At 35.9% G+C, this 25,457-nt stretch carries 15 protein-coding genes; 6 read left to right on the top strand and 9 right to left on the bottom strand.

Features of this window, described 5'->3' with window-relative positions:
• The first annotated feature begins 11 nt into the window (after positions 1-11).
• Positions 12-647, top strand: a complete 636-nt coding sequence (locus IPI31_16410) for a peptidylprolyl isomerase (GenBank protein MBK7569405.1) — start codon at positions 12-14, stop codon at positions 645-647.
• A 202-nt stretch (positions 648-849) separates the two neighbouring features.
• On the opposite strand, the gene IPI31_16405 is transcribed toward IPI31_16410, so the two are convergent.
• From IPI31_16405 to IPI31_16390, 4 genes are all read right to left on the bottom strand, one after another.
• The gene (locus tag IPI31_16405) at positions 850-1,248 is read right to left on the bottom strand and encodes a hypothetical protein (protein MBK7569404.1); all 399 of its coding nucleotides are present in this window, start codon (positions 1,246-1,248) and stop codon (positions 850-852) included.
• A 119-nt stretch (positions 1,249-1,367) separates the two neighbouring features.
• Positions 1,368-2,759, bottom strand: a complete 1,392-nt coding sequence (locus IPI31_16400; protein ID MBK7569403.1) for an MBL fold metallo-hydrolase — start codon at positions 2,757-2,759, stop codon at positions 1,368-1,370.
• A gap of 101 nt (positions 2,760-2,860) precedes the next feature.
• Positions 2,861-4,168, bottom strand: coding sequence for a 2-oxo acid dehydrogenase subunit E2 (locus IPI31_16395; protein MBK7569402.1), 1,308 nt, complete (start codon positions 4,166-4,168; stop codon positions 2,861-2,863).
• A 95-nt stretch (positions 4,169-4,263) separates the two neighbouring features.
• On the bottom strand, positions 4,264-5,511 hold the full coding sequence (locus IPI31_16390; GenBank protein ID MBK7569401.1) for a CinA family nicotinamide mononucleotide deamidase-related protein: 1,248 nt from the start codon (positions 5,509-5,511) through the stop codon (positions 4,264-4,266).
• Between the two features lie 336 nt (positions 5,512-5,847).
• Here IPI31_16390 and IPI31_16385 point away from each other — a divergent pair, with 336 nt between their 5' ends.
• On the top strand, positions 5,848-6,423 hold the full coding sequence (locus IPI31_16385) for an outer membrane beta-barrel protein (GenBank protein ID MBK7569400.1): 576 nt from the start codon (positions 5,848-5,850) through the stop codon (positions 6,421-6,423).
• Positions 6,424-6,698: 275 nt separating this feature from the next.
• On the opposite strand, the gene IPI31_16380 is transcribed toward IPI31_16385, so the two are convergent.
• Positions 6,699-7,064, bottom strand: coding sequence for a hypothetical protein (locus IPI31_16380; protein ID MBK7569399.1), 366 nt, complete (start codon positions 7,062-7,064; stop codon positions 6,699-6,701).
• Positions 7,065-7,269: 205 nt separating this feature from the next.
• Here IPI31_16380 and IPI31_16375 point away from each other — a divergent pair, with 205 nt between their 5' ends.
• The 3 genes from IPI31_16375 to IPI31_16365 all read left to right on the top strand — a co-directional run bounded on the left by IPI31_16375 (position 7,270) and on the right by IPI31_16365 (position 12,755).
• Positions 7,270-7,995, top strand: a complete 726-nt coding sequence (locus tag IPI31_16375) for a DUF4197 domain-containing protein (GenBank protein MBK7569398.1) — start codon at positions 7,270-7,272, stop codon at positions 7,993-7,995.
• Between the two features lie 181 nt (positions 7,996-8,176).
• Positions 8,177-11,347 carry a SusC/RagA family TonB-linked outer membrane protein gene (locus tag IPI31_16370; GenBank protein MBK7569397.1) on the top strand — a complete coding sequence of 1,057 codons (3,171 nt, stop codon included), beginning with the start codon at positions 8,177-8,179 and terminating at the stop codon, positions 11,345-11,347.
• Between the two features lie 19 nt (positions 11,348-11,366).
• Positions 11,367-12,755: a SusD/RagB family nutrient-binding outer membrane lipoprotein gene (locus IPI31_16365; protein MBK7569396.1), complete on the top strand. Its 1,389-nt coding sequence runs from the start codon at positions 11,367-11,369 to the stop codon at positions 12,753-12,755.
• A gap of 88 nt (positions 12,756-12,843) precedes the next feature.
• On the opposite strand, the gene pbpC is transcribed toward IPI31_16365, so the two are convergent.
• Positions 12,844-15,204, bottom strand: coding sequence for a penicillin-binding protein 1C (pbpC, locus tag IPI31_16360; protein ID MBK7569395.1), 2,361 nt, complete (start codon positions 15,202-15,204; stop codon positions 12,844-12,846).
• Complete coding sequence (locus IPI31_16355) at positions 15,201-16,376, bottom strand: hypothetical protein (protein MBK7569394.1); 1,176 nt, start codon at positions 16,374-16,376, stop codon at positions 15,201-15,203. The genes pbpC and IPI31_16355 overlap by 4 nt, the downstream gene beginning before the upstream one ends.
• An 82-nt stretch (positions 16,377-16,458) precedes the next feature.
• On the opposite strand from IPI31_16355, the gene IPI31_16350 reads away from it, so the two are divergent.
• Positions 16,459-18,012, top strand: a complete 1,554-nt coding sequence (locus tag IPI31_16350; protein ID MBK7569393.1) for a hypothetical protein — start codon at positions 16,459-16,461, stop codon at positions 18,010-18,012.
• A 169-nt stretch (positions 18,013-18,181) separates the two neighbouring features.
• On the opposite strand, the gene IPI31_16345 is transcribed toward IPI31_16350, so the two are convergent.
• Positions 18,182-19,972, bottom strand: a complete 1,791-nt coding sequence (locus tag IPI31_16345) for a hypothetical protein (protein ID MBK7569392.1) — start codon at positions 19,970-19,972, stop codon at positions 18,182-18,184.
• A gap of 19 nt (positions 19,973-19,991) precedes the next feature.
• Complete coding sequence (locus IPI31_16340; protein MBK7569391.1) at positions 19,992-25,388, bottom strand: alpha-2-macroglobulin family protein; 5,397 nt, start codon at positions 25,386-25,388, stop codon at positions 19,992-19,994.
• Between the last annotated feature and the right edge of the window lie 69 nt (positions 25,389-25,457).

Genomic DNA, 25,457 nt, shown 5'->3' with positions numbered 1-25,457 from the left:
TTAAACACTTTATGAAAAAAACAAGTTTATTATTTGCACTCGTGATCGTATTACAATCTTTGGTGTTTGCACAAAGTGATAAAAAGAAATACAAACATCTTCCTGATGGTTTATATGCAGAGGTGCAAACTACTAAAGGCAATATTTTATTATTCCTCGAATTTCAAAAAACACCTCTCACCGTAGCAAATTTTGTAGGATTAGCAGAAGGTAAGATCCAGAATACTGCTAAACCTTTAGGAACACCTTATTACGACAGTTTAAAATTTCATCGTGTAATTGCTGACTTTATGATACAAGGTGGTGACCCAAGCGGTAATGGTAGCGGTGGGCCAGGATATTCATTCAAAGATGAATTTCACAGCGACCTACGTCATACCGGTCCCGGAATATTATCTATGGCAAATGCAGGAAAATTCACCAACGGTAGCCAGTTTTTTATCACACACAAAGAAACCTCTTGGCTCGATAATAAACATGCTGTTTTTGGACACGTAGTTGAAGGACAAGATGTAGTAAATTCTATAGCCCAGGGTGATATGATAAATCATATTAAAATTATCCGCAAAGGAAAGGCTGTAAAGAAATACGATCCTGCAGCGATATTTAAGGAATATGAGGAGAAGGGGGATGTGAAAAGAAAATGAATTGACAATTGACAATTGATAATTGACAATTGATAATTGAACAGCCAGAGGTCTACTAAATAATCACGATCTATATGCCAATTAACAAATTACCAGATCAGCAGCGGCTTATAAATTATCGAATAAACTCTGAGCTTTTGTTCAGCTGTGCAGTTTGAGGAGGAGGTAATTGTCAATTGTCAATTATCAATTGTCAATTACCTCAAATCACTGCTTCAAAATAATAAACTTCAGAAGTATCTGCATTAATATCCTGTAGGGTCATATCGCTGTTATTCAGTGTGATAATATCAAACACTCGCGATTGAAATTCATCGGAGAGGGTTAAAATTTGTGCCTGATCGCTGAATATATAAATTCCTGTAATAGTAACAGGAGTTCCGAAGAGAATAAAGGACTCGGTATAGTCTTGTGTCTTTTCACAAGTTAGAATATAGTTAACGTAATTGGAAGTAAAAACAGGAGTGATATCTATACCATCTTTTTCATATTTATAAACTGTCCAAGTTCTGCTGATCTTATCTATAGCTTGGTTCACCCGCTGATCCTCACATGCAGTGGACAGGAATAAAACAAATATGACCAAAACTATTTTTCGCATTAAATATTTAAAAATGTGTGTATATGCTCGCTGTGTTTTATCAATTACTCAAAATAGGATTCAATTTGCATCTCCGCCTCCGAAATTGTCAATTGTCAATTGTCAATTGTCAATTTCTTTCAAATCATTTCCCCCACCGAAACTTCCGTTGGCAACGATGTTTTTTTAATGCTTCCCCAACCTCCGGCAACATTCATAAAATTTTCAATACCATTACTTTTTAATATGGAAGCAGCCATCATACTTCTATAACCTGCTGCACAATGAATGATATATTTTTTATCAGCGTCTAATTCGCCCAACCTGTTTTCTATCTCACTTAATTGGATATTAATTGCTCCTTTAATATGTTCTGTATCGAATTCAGAAGGCTTACGCACATCTAAAATAGTATAACCTGCATCACCATAATATTGTGTCATTTCCTCAGCGGAAATTGTGTTCACAGTTTCAACAGGTTTGCCTGCATCTTCCCAGGTAGCAATTCCGCCTTCAAGATATCCTAATACATTTTCATATCCCACTCTTGCCAAACGCAAAACAGTTTCTTCTTCTTTTCCAATATCAGTAATTAATACAAGAGGAGTATTAATATCAATTAATGTTCCCACCCAAACAGCAAACATGCCGTTTAATCCGATGTTTAATGAACTCTCAATAAATCCTTTTTCAAAATGATCTGCAATACGTGTGTCGAGAATTAATGCACCGTTTTGAACTGCTTGTTCCAACGCATCAATATTTAATGGAGTGGTATTTTTTTTAATGATACTATCAATGGAATCGTAACCATTTTTATTAATACGGGCATCTTCAAAAAAATATTGAGGAGGAACAGATAATCCATCCGTTACCGAAAGAATAAATGCTTCTCTTGTCATTTCCTGCAAAGCGTAATTTGTCTTTTTCTGAATTCCAATGGTGGAAAAAGTTTCTTTACCCATACTTTTACCACAAGCACTTCCGGGACCATGTGCGGGATATACAATTACATCATCCTCCAAAACTTTTATTTTATTATTTAAGGAGTCGTACATTTTTGAAGCGAGTTCTTCTTTTGTCATAACACCATCCAAAAGATCAGGACGGCCTACATCACCAACAAATAAAGTATCACCGGTAAATATGCAATGATTTTTACCTTCTTCATCGCTAAGTAAATAACAGGTTGATTCCAATGTATGACCGGGAGTATGTAAGGCTTTTATTTTTATTTTTCCGATCTGAAATTCTTCACCGTCTTTTGCATTTATCACTGAATAATTGGTATTTGCTTCAGGGCCATATATAATTTGTGCTCCTGTACGTTTTGCAAGGTCGATATGCCCTGAAACAAAATCAGCATGAAAATGTGTTTCAAAAATATATTTGATCGTTGCATTGCGGCTTTTTGCCTTTTCTATATAAGGTTCAGTTTCTCTCAGTGGATCGATAATAGCAGCTATGCCATCACTCTCAATGTAATATGCTGCTTCCGCCAGACAATTTGTATAAAGTTGTTCGATATACATATTCGTTTTTATTTAGGTTGTATTAATTCTCTCCTTATTACTACAATTAAATTTACTCCATTTTTAATTAACGGAGTAAAAATAATTAGGTGTTTAGCTGATCATATTTCTCTATTAACGTCAAACCCTTCAAGGTAATCTGCTACGCGTTTTAAAAATGTTCCACCGAGCATTCCATCCACTACTCTATGATCGTAACTCATGCTCATGAACATCATATGCCTGATTGCAATAACATCTCCATATTCAGTCTCCATTACAACAGGTTTTTTCTTAATTGCACCAACTGCAAGAATTGCCACCTGAGGTTGATTGATAATTGGTGTTCCCATTAAACTTCCGAATGATCCTACATTGGTAAGTGTAAAAGTTCCATCCTGAATCTCGTCAGGTTTAAGTTTATTATTTCTTGCGCGGGATGCAAGATCGTTCACTACGGCTGTCAATCCCAAAAGATTCATTCTGTCTGCATTTTTGATAACAGGAACTATGAGATTGCCACTCGGTAATGCTGCGGCCATACCGATATTAATATCCTTTTTATAAGTAATAGTATAACCGTCAACAGAAATATTAATCCCAGGAAGGTCTTTTATTGCTTTCGCAACAGCTTCAATAAATATCGGAGTGAAGGTAATTTTCTGTCCTTCGCGTTTTTCAAATTTTTCTTTGATCTTATTTCTCCACTCCACTATTGGGGTCATGTCAACTTCAACATAAGAAGTTACGTGCGGAGAGGTTTTTTTGCTCATTACCATATGATCGGCAATAAGTTTTCGCATACGATCCATTTCCACAATTTCGCCTGTTCCTGTCTTGGAAGCGGAAACCTGAGTTGTTACCGGCGTAGATTTTTCCTCCACAGGCACATTTTCCGTCTTTTTTTCTGCAACTACCGGAGCTTTCACATTTCCTTCCTCGCGGTCTTTTACATAAGCCAGTATATCTGCTTTTGTTACCCTATCGTCTTTCCCGGTTCCACCAATACTTTCCAGTTCAGCCATCGAAATTCCTTCTTCTCTGGCAATATTGAGCACCAGTGGGGAATAAAACCGATCGGCAGCATTTCCGGTAGAAACTACCTTTTGCTCTACGGCTGCCTCTCTTACAACTTCCGGTTTTACCTCCTGTGTAACAATTGGAGCTTTAACCGAAACTTCTGAACCACCGGCGGTTTCTATCATTGCGATAGCCTTTCCTATCTGAACGACATCTCCTTCGTTAAAAAGAATTTTTGTGATCTTACCCGCAAAAGGGGATGGTACTTCACTATCCACCTTGTCGGTCGCGATCTCAAGCACCGCCTCATCCAAGTCAACATTATCACCTTCTTTTTTCAACCATTTCAAAATGGTGGCTTCCATTATACTTTCGCCCAATTTAGGCATGATCAATTCTTGTTGCGACATGATTTTATATTCTCCCTTTTTACTTTAAAATTATTGTTGGCATTAGGCTGCCCGGCTATTTAACACTTTCGGCAAAATTACCGACTTTATTATGCTTAACCAAGGCATTCGGTTAACAGAATGCGCATATCATGCAGTGCAAACATGCATGCATATTCAATATTGATGTCACGGTTCTTGTTGAAAAAATACTTTTTTATCGACTTTTTCCCCCTTCCCGAAACTCCCACGAAGATTGTACCTACCGGTTCATTGTCGCCATCGCTACCGGGGCCTGCATTTCCGGAGACTGCAATAACAAAATCGGAATTTAGTGTTTGATGAGCTCCATTCAACATTTCGTTTACTGTTTGTTCACTTACAGGCCCGAATTGTTGTAGAGTTTCTTCCTTCACATGAAGCAATTTCATTTTCACCTCAGGGGTATAGGAAACGATAGCCCCCTTAAAATATTCGGATGACCCGGGAATGCTCGTTAATTTTTGTGCGATCTTTCCTCCAGTGCAACTTTCTGCAGTAGAAATTGTAGCATGGAGATCTTTTAGCTGAGAGCCAATAAATTCTTCAAGTAAAACAGCCTCTTCTCCAAATACAAAATTTCCTAACTCCAATTTTATATCTGATGAAATTGCGGATAAAAGTTTTTCTAATTCAGTCTGATTATTGCCCTTGGCAGTGAGTCGTAATTTTACCACTCCCGGTGAAGGTAAAAATGCCAGTGAAACATTTTGCGGTAAATTACTTTCAATAGATTCTATTTTTTTTGCAAGCAGACTTTCACTCATACCACTTGTCATAATATGTTTATTCAGTATTATTGGAAATTGAAAATCTTTTTTTAATTTAGGAATTACTTCTTCCGTTATTAATCCTTTCATTTCAAATGGAACACCGGGTAACGAAATAAAAACGGTTTTGTTTTTTTGAAACCACATTCCCTGAGCAGTTCCCAGATTATTTTTAAGAATGATACAATTGTCGGGATACATTGCCTGATCGTTATTATTTTCTGTAAAAGGGATATTTCTTTTTGCGAAGGCTGCCTTTAATCGTATTAAAATATCTTCATGAAAAACCAAAGTGCTATTAAAATAGGTGCATAATGTTTTTTTAGTGATGTCGTCTTTGGTTGGCCCAAGTCCACCGGTTATAAAAACAAAATCCACTTTCTCTGTATAATGTGAAAGCGTTGGTAAAATATGATCTGCGTTATCTGAAATGGCCAATACTTCATAAATGTCAATTCCGAGGGGTTGAATTTGAGTAGAAATAAAACTTGCATTCGTATTAATGGTGGTTCCGTTCAAAATTTCATCTCCAATACTTAAAATAACAGCGCGCATAACTATTTTTTTTACAAAAATACGCGTTGGGCGAATGAACTTGTAAAATTGATGGGATTTAAATATATCAGATTTCTTACTATCGTGGGGTTATAACCTGATAAAGAGTATAACTGATGTTATTTTAGGCAGGCAAATTCAACATAAATTCCATATTCAACTGAAATTTGTTGCATATATGGAATTATTTCCACGTTTTATGCGATAATTTGATTTGGTTATTGTTGGTATAATTCTGTTGAAACCCTCTGATAGAAAGGCTTCAGCAAATATTATTTCATTATGGCACAATTTTTCTCCTGTTATAATAAGTTATTTTACAATAAACTTAAAGTTATGAAAAATATCTTTTTTGCTTCCTTACTCTTTTTAAGTGTAACAGCATATTCGCAGATTGATCTGGGTTTGTATGCAGGGCCAAATTTTGCCAATGTAAATATGAAATCACCGGATCTAAACTCCGACTCGAGAACAGGTTTTCAGGCAGGTACTTTCATAAGGTTTGGAAAACTTTTATATGGTCAGGTTGGAATGGAATATCAGATGGTTAAAACCAATTTTTCCGGTTTAGATGCAACAGACATTTTTCAATCAGATGATGTAAAATTTAATTATATTAATGTGCCTCTTTACGCAGGATTTAATTTAGTACCTGTTATTGACAGATTAGTAAATGTTCGCGTTTATGGTGGACCGGAAATAGCATGTTTATTGGATGTGCCTTTAAATGAATTTGATTTTACCAGAGATGATTTCAGTGCAGTAAAAGTAAATGGAGTTGTAGGGGCAGGAGTGGACGTACTATTTTTCTCCCTCGATGCAGGTTATAGTTTTAATACTGTTGATCTTTTCAAAAATGATTTTGACGGAAAAGCCCACTACGCATTTATAAATGCCGGCTTAAAATTCTAAGATCATTCATAATATTCTTTAATAAAACACACCAACATCTTCTGGTAATAATTATTGGGAGATGTTTTTTTTTGGGGGACGTAGGACATACGACGTAGGACATATGACATACGACATATGACATATGACATACGACATAGGACATAGGATATACGACTTTATAAAATCGAAGCTATGTTGCTTAAAAACTAAATACTGTATTTAAAGGTTAAGGCGGCTGTTTAATTCTCAATTCTCAACTCTCAATTCTCAATTCTTTTTTGGCTGTTTAATTGTCAATTGTCAATTAAAAACCTCCCCATATCCACCCATTCGCCATCGGTGAAATTAAAATTACCATCTTCTTTTAGATCTATGTTGAGAGCTACGGGAGTTCTGAAAATTTCGTTACTGTTTTTTAATACTATCAGATAAAAGTCAGGTTTATTTTCAAGTGGTGAATCTTCTGAGCGGTAAAGGGAAGGATTAATTTTGAAATGTACTTTCCCTTCTTTATCGGGAGTGGTCTCGCCTAAAAAATCATCGGATATTGGGTCTTTGTCGAATAATCTTACGGTATAATCACTGCCATAAACTGCGTCACTACTGTGTTTGAACAAAAATTGCGCGTGTACATTTATTAAAAATTCCATATTCTTCATTTGGCAAATGTAATAAAGTTTTTTATGCCCTTGCTTTTGTTGTTGGAAATTTTTGTGGAGTTAAATCCGATCCAAAGTTCTGCTTAGAGGTTGATTTTATTGAATAATTAAAATTATGAATACCGTTTAAATTTATTTTTTCTTCTTCCAGGAAGCCCTATTGTATTTCCTGCTAATTCTTTACCTTGGCAGAAAATATAAAGACATGTTTAAGAAAGTAATATTTGGAATACTTACAATAGGAATGTTGACAGGATCCACCTGTGATCCACAGGTAATGGAAGATGTGTTAAACACCGTTATCGGAACAACTATAACAGAACAGGAGGCAGCCAATGGTTTAAAGGAGGCATTGGTGCAAGGTGCAACTAATGGATCTGATCTATTATCGGTGGTAAATGGTTATTTAGGCAATCCGCAGGTTAAAATTCCATTTCCTCCGGAGGCGCAAAAAATTGAATCTACATTACGCAACCTTGGTCTAAATAAAATGTGTGATGATGTTGTGAATTCGGTAAATCATGCCGCGGAGAATGCTGCGATTGAAGCTAAAGCTGTGCTTACAAATTCTATACGACAGATGACAATAGCTGATGCCATGAATATTTTATTTGGAGCAAATGATGCTGCTACCGAATACCTTAAAAAAACTACCACGGCGGAATTAACGGCTAAATTCACCCCCATCGTTCAAAGTTCATTAAATAAGGTTGGTGCCACCAAATACTGGACTGACGCAATAAATTATTACAATAAAATACCCCTTGTGGAGGATATGAATCCTGATCTCACTGGATATGTCACCCAAAAAGCACTTGACGGTTTATTTCTTATGATAGAAAAAGAGGAGTTAAAGATCCGACAGGATCCTGGTGCGCGGGTTGCAGATATCGTTCAAAAGGTATTTGCCTATTACGATGCGAATAAATAAAGTATGCATAACCTGTGGAAAAATTATGGTTTAATGTTAAATACTGAATATTTGTTTACAAATATTTAACAATTGTCAAAAAACACTATAATATTGCTATTTAAACCTAATTTAACTTAATTAGAGTTAAACTTAGGCCGGTAGATATAAACCTATTTTTAAATAATCCAAATCCAAATCTATGAGAAAATTAGCTACTTCTCTGTTGCTGATGCCTCTGTTTATGGTTTCACTCGCTTTTGGGCAGAGTAAAACAATAACCGGAACGATTACATCAGGAACAGACAATGAACCTTTGCCCGGTGCAACCGTATTGGTGAAGGGCACAACAACAGGAACTGTTACCGATATAGACGGCAAATATGTGCTTGTTGTTCCGCAAGACAAAGATGTTTTAGTGTACACTTTTTTAGGTTTTAAAATGCGGGAAGAAACCATCGGGGCAAGAAATGTTATCAATGTTGCTCTGGAGGAAGATATTCTCGGACTTGAAACTGTAGTTGTTACTGCGCTGGGTATCTCGAAGGAAAAACTTTCCTTGGGATATAGTACACAGCAAGTAGGTGGCGACAGATTAGCGAGCTCCGGTGAGGAAAACTTTATTGAAGGGCTGTCGGCTAAGGCTGCAGGTGTTCAAGTGGTTGGATCTGCGGGCACTCCGGGTGCTTCCAGCAAGATCATTATTCGTGGTCCGAGCACATTCACTAACGAAAATCAACCCTTGGTGGTTATTGATGGTGTTCCGATCGACAACTCTACAAATTCAACCGTAGCAGGTGACTACCCATTTAATGCAAACCTTAATGGTGTGAGTAACTCAAACAGAGCAATAGATGTTAATCCCGATGATATTGAAAGTATTAATATTTTGAAAGGTCCTGCCGCCGCAGCTTTATATGGTTCACGTGCGGGTTCGGGCGCTATCATTATAACAACTAAAAGAGGTAATAAAGCCGGTGATAAATCGGTACATATCAATTTTTCATCCTCCCTGGAAATTAGTCAGGTAAATAAACTTCCTGATCAACAAGATCAATATGCACAAGGAACAGGTGGAGGTGATTTTAATGCTGACGACCAGATTGAACCGGAAGGAGATTTTGTTGAAGCTGATCCGGGTCCGGATTATTTATGGGATACTGATGATGATGTTTCCGGTGGAACTCCAAACAGCTGGGGACCACTTAATAGTACTTTAGGAATTTCTCCGGTTGATAATGCGGGTGAATTTTTCCAAAACGGTATGACCTATAATAATAACTTAGCGATTAGTGGTGGAACAGACAGAGGTTCATTGAGATTATCTATCGGTAATACGCAAGATAATGGTATAATTCCTAATACAAGTTTCGACAGAAATTCAGTGCGTATTAATTCAGATATGCGCATTTTTGAAAAATTTAAAATTGCTGTTGATGCAAATTATATCAATAGCCAGGGAAACAGAGCACAAAATGGAAGTAACCTTTCCGGTGTTATGTTAAGTTTAATGCGCACACCTTCCAGTTACGATCTTGGTGCCGGATATGAATATCCAAGTGGTGCGAACAGAAATTATTTTAATGCATATGATAATCCATATTGGACCGCATACAATAATCCATATACTGATAATACAAACAGGTTGATCAGTAATGTTTCTGCAGTATATACTCCATGGAACTGGATGACAGTAACTTATAGAGTTGGTGCAGATTCTTATACTGATTTGCGCAAACAAATATTTTCGATAGGAAGTAACGATCCTGCAAATGCGCCGGGTGGTCAGATCGAGGAAAATTCTATTCGTTATCGTCAGATCTATAGTGATTTAATTGCATCCGCTACTAAAAATATTACGGAAGATTTTAATATGTCTATAACTCTTGGAAATAACATCACAGATATAGATGTTTCCAATTTATACGCTCGTGGTCGCGATCTCACTATTCCCGATTTTTATAATCTTTCCAATGCTGCAGATCTTTATTCAAGTCAGTTGACAACACAACAAAGAAATGCTGCACTTTTTGGCGAATTAGCATTTGAATATCAAAGTTTCTTATTCTTGACTTTATCAGGAAGAAATGAATGGTCTTCAACCTATGGACCAAATCAGGGAAGTGCATTTTTCCCATCAGCTAATATCGCGTTTGTTTTCAGCGAAATAATGAATACCAATAATATTTTCTCTTTTGGTAAAGTACGTTTTGCTTATGCTCAGGCAGGTATAGAACCTCAACCTTATAGTGCAAATACTACGTTTATTTCTCCTGTATATACGGATGGATTTACCGATGGATATAGCTTTCCATACCTTGGTCAATCAGGTTTTGGTTATAGCCAGTTAAATACACTAGGTAATCCTGACCTTAAACCGGAAAGATTAACCGGAACTGAATTTGGTTTAGAATTGAAATTCTGGAAAGGTAGAATTGATCTTGATGCTGCTTATTATATCCAAAATTCTGAAGATATTTTATTGACACAACCAATTGCTTCCACTTCAGGATTCTCTTATGTATATAACAATGCAGGTGCTATGACAAATAAAGGAATTGAACTTTCTTTAAATGCCGATATTGTTAAAACAAAAAATCTCACTTGGAATGTAGGAGGTAACTTCAGCAAAAACGAAAATGAAGTTACTGCTTTAGCAGAAGGTGTTGATGAAATTGAAATTGAAGCGGGATTTGGTGATCCTGGTGCCTATGTTATTGAAGGTCAGCCTTATGGATTATTATATGGTTCACAATGGGCATATAGCCCCGATGGTGATCTTTTGATAGATGAAGATGGATTTCCAATTTTTGATACCGTTAGCGGTGTAATTGGTGATCCATATCCGGATTGGTTAATGAATATTAATACCGGAGTTACCTATAAAGGTTTCACTTTAAGCGGATTATTAGACATCAGAAAAGGTGGTGATATCTGGTATGGTACCGGTGCTCGTATGAACCGTATTGGTATTTCAGAGGAATCTGCAGAAAGAGATCATACTTTTATTATTGAAGGTGTTGTTGAACAACCTGATGGAACTTATCTTCCGAACACAACCGAAATTGCACCAATTGATTATTGGAGTAATTATTTAGGTGATAATGGCGCTACCTCTCAGTCAATTTTTGATGGAGGTTGGGTACGTCTTCGTGAAGCAAGATTGAGTTATGAATTTACACTTGCTCCGAAAAGTGTTCTTAAAGGACTAACAGTATCGGCAACAGGAAGAAATCTTTGGTTAAAAACTGATTATCCAGGAGTAGATCCGGAGACAAGTTTAACCGGAGCAGGTTCCAATATAACAGGTTTCGACTGGTTTAATAATCCAAGTACTAAATCTTATATTTTCACAGTTAGTGCTGCATTCTAAAACGATAAAAATATTTAATATGAAAAAGATTCTTTTAATACTAACAATTCCGGTTATCCTGTTCAATACAGGATGCAACGGATGGATAGAGGAGGTTTCAGAATCTCCAAATAGTCCTACTGAAGTTACACCGGCTTTATTGCTGACTGTTTCTGAAGTTGCAATGCAATCTTTGTATACGGGACAATTATCCAGAACCAGTTCTATTCTTACACAGCAATCGGCAGGTAATAGTTTTCAAATGATCGATATTCGCGATTATAAGATAACAGAACAATCAAATACTAATGAATGGAAAACAGTGTATGCGGATGCATTAATTAATCAACAGGAATTAATTAATGTTGCAGGTGATGAAAATCCATATTACAGAGGAATTGCAACAATTCTGAAAGTGATGACCATTGGTTTAGCTACCGATTTTTGGGGTGATATTCCTTATTCTTCCGCATTAAACGGATTAGAAGGTGGTGAAGCAAATCTCAACCCTTCGTATGATACGCAGGAAACCATTTACGCTACAATGCAATCACAATTAGATGGAGCTATTACTGATCTTTCTGCTCCTTCAACCAGCAATGGACTTTTACCGGGTGCTGATGATTTTATTCATAATGGTGATGTTTCACAATGGATAAAAGCTGCTTATATGTTAAAAGCAAGATATGCTAATCGTTTAAGTGGGAAAGATGCAACCGGTTCTGCAAATGATGCGCTAGCTGCAATTAATGCTTCCGGTGTTTCCTCTAATGCAGATAATACCATGGCAATATTTGGTGAAAATGGAAATGAATTAAATCCATGGAATTCCTTTAATACCACCAGAGACGGTTATATTAAAATGGGTGAATTCTTTATCAATTTAATGTTGGCGAACAGCGATCCTCGCTTACCATTATATGCTACCTTAAATCCGGATCTTATTTATTTAGGAGTGCCAAATAATGGTGAAAATTTTAATGCATCCAATATGGGTCTTTTATATGGAGACGATAATGCTCCGCTTCCACTTTTAACATGGTACGAAATGTTATTTATTGAGGCTGAAGCAAAATTCCGTTTGGGTGATCTTCCAGGTGCTGCAACTGCTCATAATAATGCTGTTAAAGCAAACATTTTGGCAACAGTAGGTGCTCCTGATATTGCTTACGAAACAGCAAATGCAAGTGAAACGTCTGTAACCATTACCTTGGAAAAGATAATGACACAAAAATATATTGCGATGTTTTCACAATGTGAAGTGTGGTCAGATTGGAGACGCACAGATCTTCCAACACTAAGTCCGAATCCTGATGGTTTGGAGAGTGGAATTCCTCGCAGATTTCCAACTTGTATAGATGAACGTCTTTACAATTCAAATGCCATCGTTATATCTGATATTTTAAGACCAGTTTGGTTTGATGAATAAAAAATAATGAATCATAAAAAAACCTTTCATGAAAATGAAAGGTTTTTTTTATGTCTGAATTTTTAATAATTGGGGGAGATAAATTGTTTCAGAAAAAAACAACATCAATCTCAATATTTGTATTTCTTCCCTTGTCATCGCTGCAGCTGATCTTTATTTTTCCTTCCTCCGGTTCATAAAATACCGGTGATTTTGAATCTGCCTGCGTTAATAATTTATCGTTGATATACCAGAAAACCTTTTTAACATCAGAAGCCACATTTGCAGAAAGCATTATTTTTTGTATATCTGTTTTATCAATGTAATATTCTAAATTATTTACCGGTGAATTTATGGTAGGTGCACCCTCGGCAAATATTCTTTCACAATCAGGGTTATGTGGAGGAATTAATTCTACCGGAATATTTTTCGTTTGCATCCAGGTAATTATTTCTGGGGAGAGATGTTGATAATACTTTTCCATATATCCACTTTCGGGCAAACAGGTGGTGCAATAACTAAATGATTCATCCTCTGCAATTTTTACTCTTAATAAATGGTCGCACATTTCATTTTTTGATACACCCGGAATAAAATAATCAATAACTACATTTGCACAAAAGTCGTTTGGATTTTTTCCAGTTTCTGAACAAACATATCTGAAGTCGACATGCTCGGGCATTTTATTCCAATCTTTATTGTTATCGCTTTCAATTGCATTAAACAAATTGAAAAGGAGGGGAGTGGCGATATTTGCTCCAGTTAATTCGGGTACTCCCTTACCGGAAAAATTTCCAACCCAAACACCTATGGTATAATTATTATTATAACCAATACTCCATGCATCTTTTCTGCCATAAGATGTACCTGTTTTCCAGGCAATGAGGGGAACATTTTTTGCATTCTGATAATAATTCGGAAGGTCGGGTCTTGTTAATTGTGTAAGAATTTCTGTGGTCATAAATGCTGCTTCAGGAGTGATCAATGATACTGAAGAAGTATCCATGTCGCTCTGCAACCATTTAATATGTTGATACTTTCCCTCATTGGCAAAACTTGCATATAATCTTGTAAGTTGTTCCAATGTAACTCCACATCCCCCCAAAGCAACAGATAAACCAAGATCATTTCGTTTTTTCTCTATGGATTTAAAATTTCCTTCAATCAGTGTATTTATAAATTTATCTAATCCTACCTGATTTAAAGTTTTAACGGCAGGAATATTTAACGAATGTGATAATGCAAATTCAACACTCACATTTCCGTGATAATCTTCATCATAGTTTTCAGGACTATAACCTGAATAATTTACGGGAACATCTGCAATAATAGAATGTGGAGTAGTAATACCTGCATCAAACGCCATTGCATACACTAAAGGTTTTAAAGTGCTGCCTGGAGAACGGATTGCCTGCACTCCATCTACTTGTCCGCCATCCGCAGTATTGAAAAAATCGGCAGAGCCAACATACGCTGTTATTTGGTGTGTTCTGTTATCAATAACAATTGCGGCACCATTGTGAATATCAAATCCCCATAATTGTTTGATATAATCTGAAAGTATTTTTTCTGATTTTAATTGGATCTCCGTATTTAATGTTGTTTTTACAATTGCATCTCCGGGATATTGAAATTTCATTCGTGTACAAAAATGTCGTGCAACTTCCGGTCCTTGAGTTCTAAATGCGGTAAAGGGTTCTACAATTGCATCATTAATGATATCCTCCGGGAATAAATTTGCATCTCTGAATCGTTCGAGCCATTTATTTCTTTCTTTAATAATTACATCATTATTTACACCGGGGCGAAGTGAAGTTGGCCTGTTTGGAATAATGGATAAAGCCGTTAGTTCTGCAAGACTTAAAACAGAAGGAGTTTTTTCAAGATAAAGAACTGATGCAGCTTTTACTCCTTCAATATTTCCACCATAGGGAACAAGGTTGAGATACATTTGCAATATTTCCTGTTTGGAATACAACATGTCCAATTGTAAAGCCCGAAACATTTCTATAAATTTATTTCCATATGTTCTTTGTTTGGGATCCAATAAACGGGCAACCTGCATAGTAATTGTTGATGCACCGGAAGTTCTGTTGCCGGAAGTAATATTATTATATAGAGCTCTTACAATGGATGCGGGATTTACACCGGGATGCCTATAAAAATATTTATCTTCTTTAAAAACAATAGCGCTTTGCATATCTGGTGTAATCTCTTCCAACTCTGTGAGCATGCGCCATTTATCGTCGGAAGTTAAAAAAGCGTGTAATACACTTCCATCATCTGCTGTAACAATTTGAGAGTATTCAATTTTAACATGCAGTGGGAAAAATAAATTCAACGCAAAATAAAAGATCAAAAAAAATAAAAACCCTTTTGCTGCTTTTTTTAAAATGCGCAGATATCTGGATTTTTCAAAAGCATTATGAACATTTAAAATGGATGTATGAATTTTCGATTTGCCACTCATTGTTGTTCCGGAGAAAAGAATTTATATTTATTTGGAATATCATTATACATGATCAAAGAATTATTGACCTCAAATCCCAAAACAATATTATTTGATATAGAAATGTTTTCCCCTTTGTAAAATGCTTTCAAACGCTTGTCAAGATCGGTGTATACCACAATGTCCTTGTCGGCCTTTATTGTTTCGGGATAAAAGGTTTCCACTACAGAGAGTATTCCATTACTGAATACTTTAAAATAATTATTATTATCTATATACCATAAGATATTATCGGTTACTTCATAATAAATTGGCGCTTGGTTTTCTAATACCACAGTTTTTCCATCATAAAACACCTGAAATGTTTCGGTATCGTCTATAAAAGCAACAATATTGTCCCCTGCTAAAAATACGGGAAGTGCGTTTTCCATGTCGTGCACAGTTTCCCCATTGCAATATTCCTCAATACCATCATCATTTACGCCACCGGGAATTTCAAGACACATGATCTCAGGAATATTAAACATTTCGTAAATAGTACCACTATAAAATATTTTTAGATAATTATAGCTATCGATAAATGCTACTGTATTTGCTCCGGTTTTTACTTTTTTGGGAATGTAATCATCAACATCAATTTTTTCATTGTGATAATAAATTTTAAATTGGTTGAGGTGATTTATATAAGCGATCACATTTTTTCCTGCGACAACCTTTTTTGCAGGATTTTTTTCGAGTTCAATAAAATGTTCATCCTCATATGCATAGAAATAATCGGAATAATCGTGAAAGGCAGCAATACTATCTCCAAAAGCAAAGGGACTTTGTTGAATATATCCTAAAAACTTTCTTTCTGAACCGTTATAAACGGAAAAACTTCCACCCATACTGTAATATAGATAGTGGTCGGTATTCTTATAAAATGCAGGATTAGAGATATCCAATTTTTTTAATTCGTGGTTGCTGTAATATAAGAGATTGCCGGTATTTGAAACATAGGTAATACTGTTTGCGCTAAATTGAACAGAAGAAATCTGTTGATGTTCCAGATGCACGATCTTACCTCCATCGTTTACATAAAAATCGCCCTGCGGATCAGAATAACCTAGCATATTTTGTGCATATAGCCTTGATTCGACGAAAAAGAACTTGTAAAGTATAAAACAGATACCGATTACGGCAAATTTATTCATAGTTGCTGAATTTCATTGAAACGTTGATATTTAGTTTAAAGGTATGATATTTGTAAAATTATCAATAAATACAACCCAAATTATGACACGAATAATTATGCTCTCCATTCTAAGCAGTTTTTTCACTCTATTTGCAAAGGCACAGAGTGCGGATGTTAGTCAGCTCCCTCCGCTCACCGAATTGGGCACAGGGACATTTAAAGGGCACCAAGGCGGACTTTATCCCAACGGTAGCAACACTATGCCACCGGAATTTTATAATGATGCTGTAACTATTGCCGCATCCATTAAACCTTTGGATAAAAATGGCAATGCTGATGTTAATGGTGAGATTGGACTCGTTGCCTTAGGTGCTTCCACGGTAGCAATGTTCAGCAAAGGCATTGAAAAAATGCTGCCGAAAAGCAATGGGATCAATAAAGAATTGAATTTCGTGAATTGCGGGATCGGTGGACAGGATATGAGTGATATTATGAATCCTGAAGCCAATTTTTGGTCGGTGAATGACGCAAGAGTGAAAGCAGCAGGTATGACTCTCGATCAGGTGCAGATAATTTGGTTTCAAGAGGATAATTTGAGAACCAGAGATAATGATCTGGATGCACGCGGAAATTCATTGGTTGATGATTTTACCTATATGGTGCAATTCTGCAAAAAACATTATCCAAATCTAAAATTGTTTTATGTTACCGGTCGCCATACAACGGATTATATGCCTGCCGATGGCAAAGATAAACACCGCGAACCCAAAGCATATGTTAATGGATGGGCTTGTAAATGGCTGATCGAAAAACAGATAAATGGTGATAAAGACCTTAATTATAAAGGTGAAGATGCAGTGGCGCCATTAATTTTATGGGGGCCTTATTTCTGGACACAGGGAGAAAAACCACGCAGTGATGGTTATACTTGGACGCCTTCTTTGGTTACTCCCGACGGAGTGCATCCAACAGATGCGGGAATTGAACGAGTATCCAAAGATCTGGTCGATTTCTGGCAAACGGATCCGGTTTCAAAATTATGGTTCCTGGAGAATCCAGGTGATGCACCTTTGGTGACAGATCTAAAATATATGCATCTTACCATCAATAAAACTATTGTTGATGATATACTATACAGTGATATAAGTGATATTTTCAGAATTGTAATACTAAAAGATTCCACTGTAGTATTTAATCATGAAAAAGAAAAAAAGCAGGAACTGTTGGAAATTCAGATCAATGAAAAGGGGACTTATAAATTCTTAATAACTGATGAAAATGAAAAGGCCTTTGCCGGAAAATTTATTGTGGATGAGGCACTTGCAGTTACCATTGATAATTCAAAACCTGCAAGGGATGCAAACGACAGCTTATCAGCAAATTATATTGACCCGAATGCACCAGCCTGGATCGTGAATGGAGCAAATAAATTACCGAAACTTAAAAGAGTTCTAAGCGGACACGAAATTGTAAAAGTTACAATTAAAGATTCAAAGGGCAATATTATCTCTCAAGTGGATGATGTTTTAAATAAACATACCGATCTAAATGAATTGCTCGAACGCGGCGAATATGCTTTAAATTTTTACGATGAAAGTGGAACTGAAATTTTGCTTCCGGAAGAGTTTAGGAGTATGGTGAGGATAAAGTATTGATCAAATCTACCATTAGTGAGACCCTCGCTAAGAGCGAGAGCCTCACTGCGTTTCTGCTGGGAAATTGAGGCTTTCGCTTAGCGAAGGTCTCAATAAAGCCTTAAACAAAAAGCGAGAGCCTCACTTGGGAGGGACATTTACCGTTAGTGAGACCCTCACGAGTGCTTCACTAATTAAACGATGTAACCCTAATATTATCCATATAGGTTGTTGTTCCATCAAAATTCCTTAAATAAAATTCGATACTGTCGTATTCTTTTTTTGGTAATTCGACATCAAAATTGAGATTTTGTTTTTCTGCTTGGTTCATTAATCGGTGAACTTTGATATGTTTGATTTTTATGGGATCGTTATTATTTTTGAATTGAACTATAAATTGTGGCATTTTCCAAACATCCCATTGTTTATACGGGAAATAAAAATCGGCAGAAATATTTATCCAGGTAGCATTGTCAGATGGAATTGGAATTGCATAAGGTTGGGTAAATGGATTTTCTGTGGAAACGAAAAGACATTTTTTTCCGTATAAAATACTATTTGTATCTATGTGTATAAGATCCAATTCGATGTCATTAAAATAGATCTCTTGAACATTTGTTTTAGTACCCCTATGTTTTTCATTGGTATCGATATATTTTTTATCCTCCATGTCTATTTTCAGTTTGCCGAAAACAGTCCAGAAATAGGTTCTGTTCATAGATTCGCTGTCTAATACGCCATATTTATTATGTGCCTGAAACGTGAGTATAATATTATACCAAATGCAGAATACTGAAAATAAAATAAAAGTCAGTTTGAAAATCTTTTTACTCACTAAAATTTGTTGTATAAGTGCAGCTATTGGAAAACTCAATAAAGCATACGACTGTACCATACTTCTTTGCCCTAAACTTCCGCCATACCACCAGATATCCCAACTGAAAACAATATAAATATTTATTACTGTAAATAAAAAAACGGGTAAAAAAATTGGTCTCTGTTTTTTATATAAATAAATAAACCCGGGAATAATTAATATCAGGAATGGTGTATATATGAACCAACCCTTTTTATAGGAAAATAACCCATCTTTCAAATGTGGATGCAGCCAACTGAATGATTGCTCTTCATAACTATAAAAGAGAAAATTACCTGTAGTTATTTTCCAATATATGAGCTGAATGCTTCCAATTAGAAATGCTCCGAAAATAAATAACAGTGTCATTTTGTATTGATGAAGGAAGAATTTTATGCGGGAAATTAAGCTTGAATAACCGGTAACATTCCATAATAAGGGTATGAATACACAAATTATCTCCGTGGGTCTTGTAATGGTTGCAAGTCCGCAAAATAAACCTAATAACAGTGCAATTTTATGGGTAGGATCTTTGTGAAATTTAATGCTGAACCAAATAATGAAAACATAGAGTGTGAATAATAGATTATGCGTCATTGCATTATCAATAGCGCTGTAGTTTAAATAATTGGTAGCAGCAACTAATAACAAAAGTGTTATTCCGGTTGCAGTTTCTGAGAAATAAAGCAATAATATTTTTCTCAAAAACCAAAGACCTAAAAATGCATAAAATAAACATCCGATACTTAACATTACCTGGTAAGGGTGAGAAAATCCATCTGCATCAGAACCTTTTAACGAGCAGTAATCATTTGCAATAAAAAAGAACGGACTGTAAAATATGGAAGCACCAATAGGATATTTCATTGTAAAGGTGCTATCTGGCAGCATAACACCTTGGTATTCCGAAGGAGAGAATTTATATTTTTTGAGCAATTCTTCCTGAAATTTGAGATGATGGATGTCGTGATAAATAAATATAGCCGGCAAATAAAAATAATAGCCGGCTACATCATAAGATATGGTTGCTTCTGCATCTTGTTTGTTAAACTTCGGGTAATAAAAAACAAAACAAACAATTAAAATATAACTTGTAAAAAGAGCTACAAATGAAAAGTTTTTCATTGCCGCCAAATTACAAAGCTTATTTTGATATTTTCACAATTCCCGACCCATTGTAACTGTGATATTCCTCATTATACATTGCATCTGCCATAACAGGACCCATTTTATAGGTTCCCGGTGAAACGGCCCGAACGGTATAATAATAATTTTGAATTGTTGAACTTGCTGTTACATACAAGTTTATCCTATCGTCCCGAATGTCTTCGTGTTGTGCCTGCGCCTGATCTTTTATCCAGCTTAAACTTGCGGTAGCCCTTAAACGATCGTTCTCAATTTCAAAACCTGCGGGGAGTATATCCGTAATAACAACATTTTCCACATATAAGGATGTGGCAGCCTGTAAACTTATTTTTACGATCACCAGATCATTCTGCTTTATTTTTTTAAGGTCAATTTGTTGCCCCCACCTGTCGTAAAACGTTTTTCTCACCTTTAAATAACTATCCTCTTGTTTATAAGAGCCATCAGAAGTAACTCCACTGGTCATCCAGAAATAAAATAATTGACCTTTTCCGGCACTTTCTATAGTTATTTTTTTATTGAGCATGGTTTTATCCTCAATTACAAGATCTTTTCCACTGAATTTTCCAATTTCTTTTCCATCTGCTTTAATTGTGGCAGTAATAGTTGCATCCTTTGTTTTTCGAGCAAGTTTACCGAAGGCAAGAAATGCAAAGGAGCGCTCCTGAGTATTAAGATAAGGTCTCATTTTCATCATCTCCGATAATTGTTGAGCAAGAATTCCAATTTGCTGGTTTTCAGGATCAGTTTCCAACATACAATTTAACGCAATTGCCCTGTCGCGAATCGGGGAATAAAAACTTCCACCAAAAACCTGAACAGATTCTTCTCCTGCAAAAGCAGATGGCAATAATTTTTCATAACTCTTTTTATCCCCTGCAGCTAAGTACGACATTGCCAATAAATATTTTCCATCCAATGGAACAACACTTAAATTGGCCTTGTAATAATTCATAGTGGAAATCTCCGCTTTTCCTGCCAATGCAAGAACATACATGGAATAAAATACCTCCTTAGAAGCCATTTCTTTGCTGAGATTATTATTGTAATAATAAACGAATGTTTTCTTTTGCTTCAACATATTCTTCATGTATCCATACGATTTATTCAATACCTTTTCATCCACATCAAATCCCGCTTTTTTTGCTTCCATCATAAAATGTGTTGCATAAATTGTTCCCCACCAGCTTTCATATCCACCACCGGGCCAATACATAAGAGCTCCGTTATACATTTGCATACTTTCCAGTATTCGGATTCCTTCCTGCACATTATAAGATGGATTGAGGTCTTTGTTTTCTTTACCGTAAATAGTTTTGATCAGATCGGAATAATATATCTGCGGAAAAACAGAAGAGGTTATTTGTTCAACACAACCATGCGGATAATTAATTAGATAATCAAGATCATCGGCAAATTGAACTAGGGGAGAGGTGCTTAACACTAATTTTGCCTTTGCACTTTGTGGTTCCAGGTTATTGGAAATATTTATTTCTGACGTTTTGCCTGCATCTGCAAATCCGGAGCCATTATATTTTTGTAACGACGCCGGCGGCCTAACAGGGATCTCAATTTCTTCCATAAATTTTTCATTCATTGCACTTACAACCACTTTTACTTTTGCATTTCCGGTTTGATTGGTCGCAACAATTTTAAATTCCGCACGCGATTCCTTATTTGCATTTGCGCTAAAATCCTGTGTAGTATTTCCTGCAATTTTGATCGGCCCTTCCACAGAAATATTTACATTTCCTGAGGTGTTTTTTCCGGTTGTGTTTGCAAGCGTTACGGGAACAGTTATAGTATCACCCGGACTTAAAAATCTTGGTAAAGAGGTTGTTACTACAATAGGATCTGCAACCTTCATGTGTGTTTCGCTGGATCCAAAAAGATCATTTTTATAGGCGACAACCATTACGCGTAGATCACCTGAAAATTGAGGTATATCAATATCGAATTTGGCTTTTCCATTGGCATCGGATTTAATTATACCGCTCCAATAGGAAACTAGTTTTACCCGGTTTGCTGTCATAGGATTTAATCGGCCTTCCAGATCATATCCATCACCACCACTCAATAACTTTTTTAAATAAATTTCAGGATATAAATAGGCGTAAAGATCGTAACTCAGCACACTTAATGCATGCGACTGATAAAACCAATTATAGGGATCCGGAGTTTGGAAATTTTTAATTTGTAAAATACCTTCATCTACAACCGCAACGGTTAATTCTGCATTCGGAGCAGTTTTAATGCTTATGGTCTGTTTTTTATTGGAACGTGAATTTTTTTCGTGTGTTACCGCAACATTCAATTTCTTGCTCGGATTATCCACCTTTAAATTGGTGATGCCATGAGCAACTGTTAATGGTAATTCACTATTATCAGCTGGCCTGAATAAAGTTGCTGTGATATAAATATTTGGAAGATGCGTGTTATTGATCTTCAACTTTAAGGATGCTGATTTTTTATCAGTATCGAGATAATAATATTCGTATACTTTATTTCTTTCAACAGTCACTAATAATTTTCCATTAAATGGTGCTGTAAAAATGATATTGGCATCCTCTCCAACATTATAGTTTTCTTTATCTGCTACAATATTGATATTTCCTTCCGTGTTAACTTCAAAGGAATTGCTTTGTGTATTCCCCCATCCATAGGCATAAAAATATCTGCTAACATACGTGGAGGCATTGGGCAATTTTATACGAACCTCATATTGGCCACTCAATTCCGGTGTATAACTTACCGATGTTGTTGTGCCTGTTACCGTAATATTATGCGTTGATAATAATTTTTCTACTTTGTTTGATCGGTATTTGTAATATGTACCGCTTCTTTCAATAACTGTTTCGTATTCATGTTTAATTATTTCCACTTTGGCAGGTGCGCCATTTATCAGTTTATCATCTTTGTCCACTGCAACAAACGGTATCTTAATTGTGGAACGCGTTTTCATATAATAATCAAAATCGCCAATCCCAAACAGAGTATTTTGGGTTATTACTTTAAAATCCTGAACATTATAAACAGGTCGGCCGGATTCATCAAATACGGTGGTCATAATTCTACCGCTTAATAATCCCATGTTTTTATATTCTTCCGGAATAACAAATTCGGCATTGGCATTTCCGTTTTCACCTGTGGTTCCTTCCGTTGTTTTGGTGGGGATATAACTATCAGCACCATTAATGCTGAAATTATATTCCGGATATTTTTTTGAAGAAAAATAGAACTTATTTAAATTCATCTCCGCTTCCCAATTTCTGTTTGCAGCCGGAGTGCCGTATAAATTATTTGCAATTATTGTATTGGTTACGGCATCACCGGGATAAAATTCTTTCTTTGGAAGACTGGCATCAACGCGAATTCTATCGGGCATAAATTCCTCCACACTTATATACTCTGAATTTAGTAAAACATCGTTTGAAGAGTAGAGTTCTGCTGTATATGTGCCCGTAACGGCAGCTTTCGGAATATCAATGGAAGCCTCAAAACCACCCTGGTCATCCAGAGTCTTTTTCACACTTTTAAACTCTTTTCCAGAAGGCGATACAATTCGCAATTTTACTGGAATTCGCGGTAAAATTTCCCAATCGTAGGTGCGTATTACGCCGGCAATATGCATGGTTTCACCGGGCCGATACATGTCGCGTTGCACATACAGAAAGGCATCCATATCGCTTTCGTTCAGGCGTTTGCCCCCAACTTCAAAACGAGAGGTGGAAACTTCGGTCTGACTGAATGGAAGGAAGTTAAAATCGCTGCCGTTTTCTGCAGTAATTAAATTAACATCAAAATCGGGCAGATTTTTTTTAATTCCGGTAAACTTTGCAACTCCGTTCTTATCGGTTGTTGCCGTATATAATTTTTGATTATTGGAGCTTACAAAAGATACTTTAATTCCATTAAGTGGTGTTGCGCTTTGAATGGAATTTGCAAATACCACCAATTCATCTTCCGTAGCTTTTGAAATTAGTCCGATATCGGAAAGAGAAACGATCTGCGCATCTGTGAGCCATCTTTTTTCTTCGGAGGAAACACGAACAACATAAAATCCGTCGAATCTCTCCAAATTGTCGAGTACATCCACATGTAATATTCGGGCAGAATTATATTTTTCCAGTTTACTGGTTTCATATTCTTTTTCGTAGATCACATTTCCATACAATTCAATATTTACATCTTCGTAATCAAAATAATCCCAATAATTTTCATCTTCATTATATTCATCATACCATCTGTAACGGAACCCATCGCGCATAAAACCCAGAATATTATTTTCATACACTTTAAGTATTTCAACTTTTACTTTAGGAACATTAATGATCTGCACTGAAATATTTTTATTTCCTTTTTTGCCCAAATACATTCCTTTGTTATGGGTAAATTGAATTTTAGGTTCTAATTCACCAAAGGTTATGGATTGAGAATAGGAGTCGATCATTTTGCCACCAGCAACCCCAAACAGGTTCTCAGAGAGGGTTACAGTATAACTTTGCGCAGCATTAAAATCATCGCTTTTAATAACAAGTCCGTTAAGTGTTTTTTCTATTTCGAAAGTAAGGGGAGGTTCAACAGTAACTACTCCATTCAAATTTGAGTTTCCAATTTGTTGATTTGTAATAACCCTAACCGTTCCTGTTACGCCGGTATGTTCGGCGATCATATCTTTAATTTCAAGACTCTCTATGAAAGGAATTTCCACATTGAGTTTAATATCTTTTTCATTTTTGTAATTGCTGCCCGGTGAACCTATTCCTTTTAAAACTGTAAATTCCATGTTTCTGTTTTCAGCTTTAGGATTCATATTATGCACAGCAACAGAAATTGTTTTAGCATTTTGTGTAGTTACAAAATTTATTGTTTTCTCTTCTTTACTTTGAGATATTTTTAAAAACTTTTTTAATTCTTCCGCATTAACGGTTGCATTAAAATCAAGATCAGCATGCAAAACAATTTCGTTGGAAGCATCTTCCTTGATCCAATAAATATTCACCGATTTTAAGTCGAGTAATGGAGTATGAAACTGAATTGGATCATTTTTAACTGCCAATTTTACATCAGTGTACTTATGTAAATTATCAGATAGATTGGCAGTAAATATTTCACTTTCAGCAAATCCACCGGTAGGGGAGAACAGGATCTTGTCGCTGGAAACGATCTTAAATTTGCCCTGAACATGAGGCTGAATGGAAAGTAATTCATCATCCACCCAGCGATTAAAAAGACTGTCGTTAAAAAGGTGTTGATTGAGAGTAAATTCCAGGTTTTGAACCACGGAGATCTCCTCCTCAAAATTCATTTCATCAATGGTGATAAGGTTTCTGTCAGTATTACAGGAGATAAGGCCGAGTATAAGAATACTCAGTAGGGTAGCAGCGGACCGCATAGTGGTTAGGAGGTTTTGGGTGATGTGAAATTATTGACTTAATAAAGTTAAATTCAAATTATTATCGTA

It is taken from the genome of Bacteroidota bacterium, assembly GCA_016706865.1.
Taxonomy (GTDB): Bacteria; Bacteroidota; Bacteroidia; order Chitinophagales; family BACL12; genus UBA7236.
This window is presented reverse-complemented; position numbering and strand designations above follow the sequence as displayed.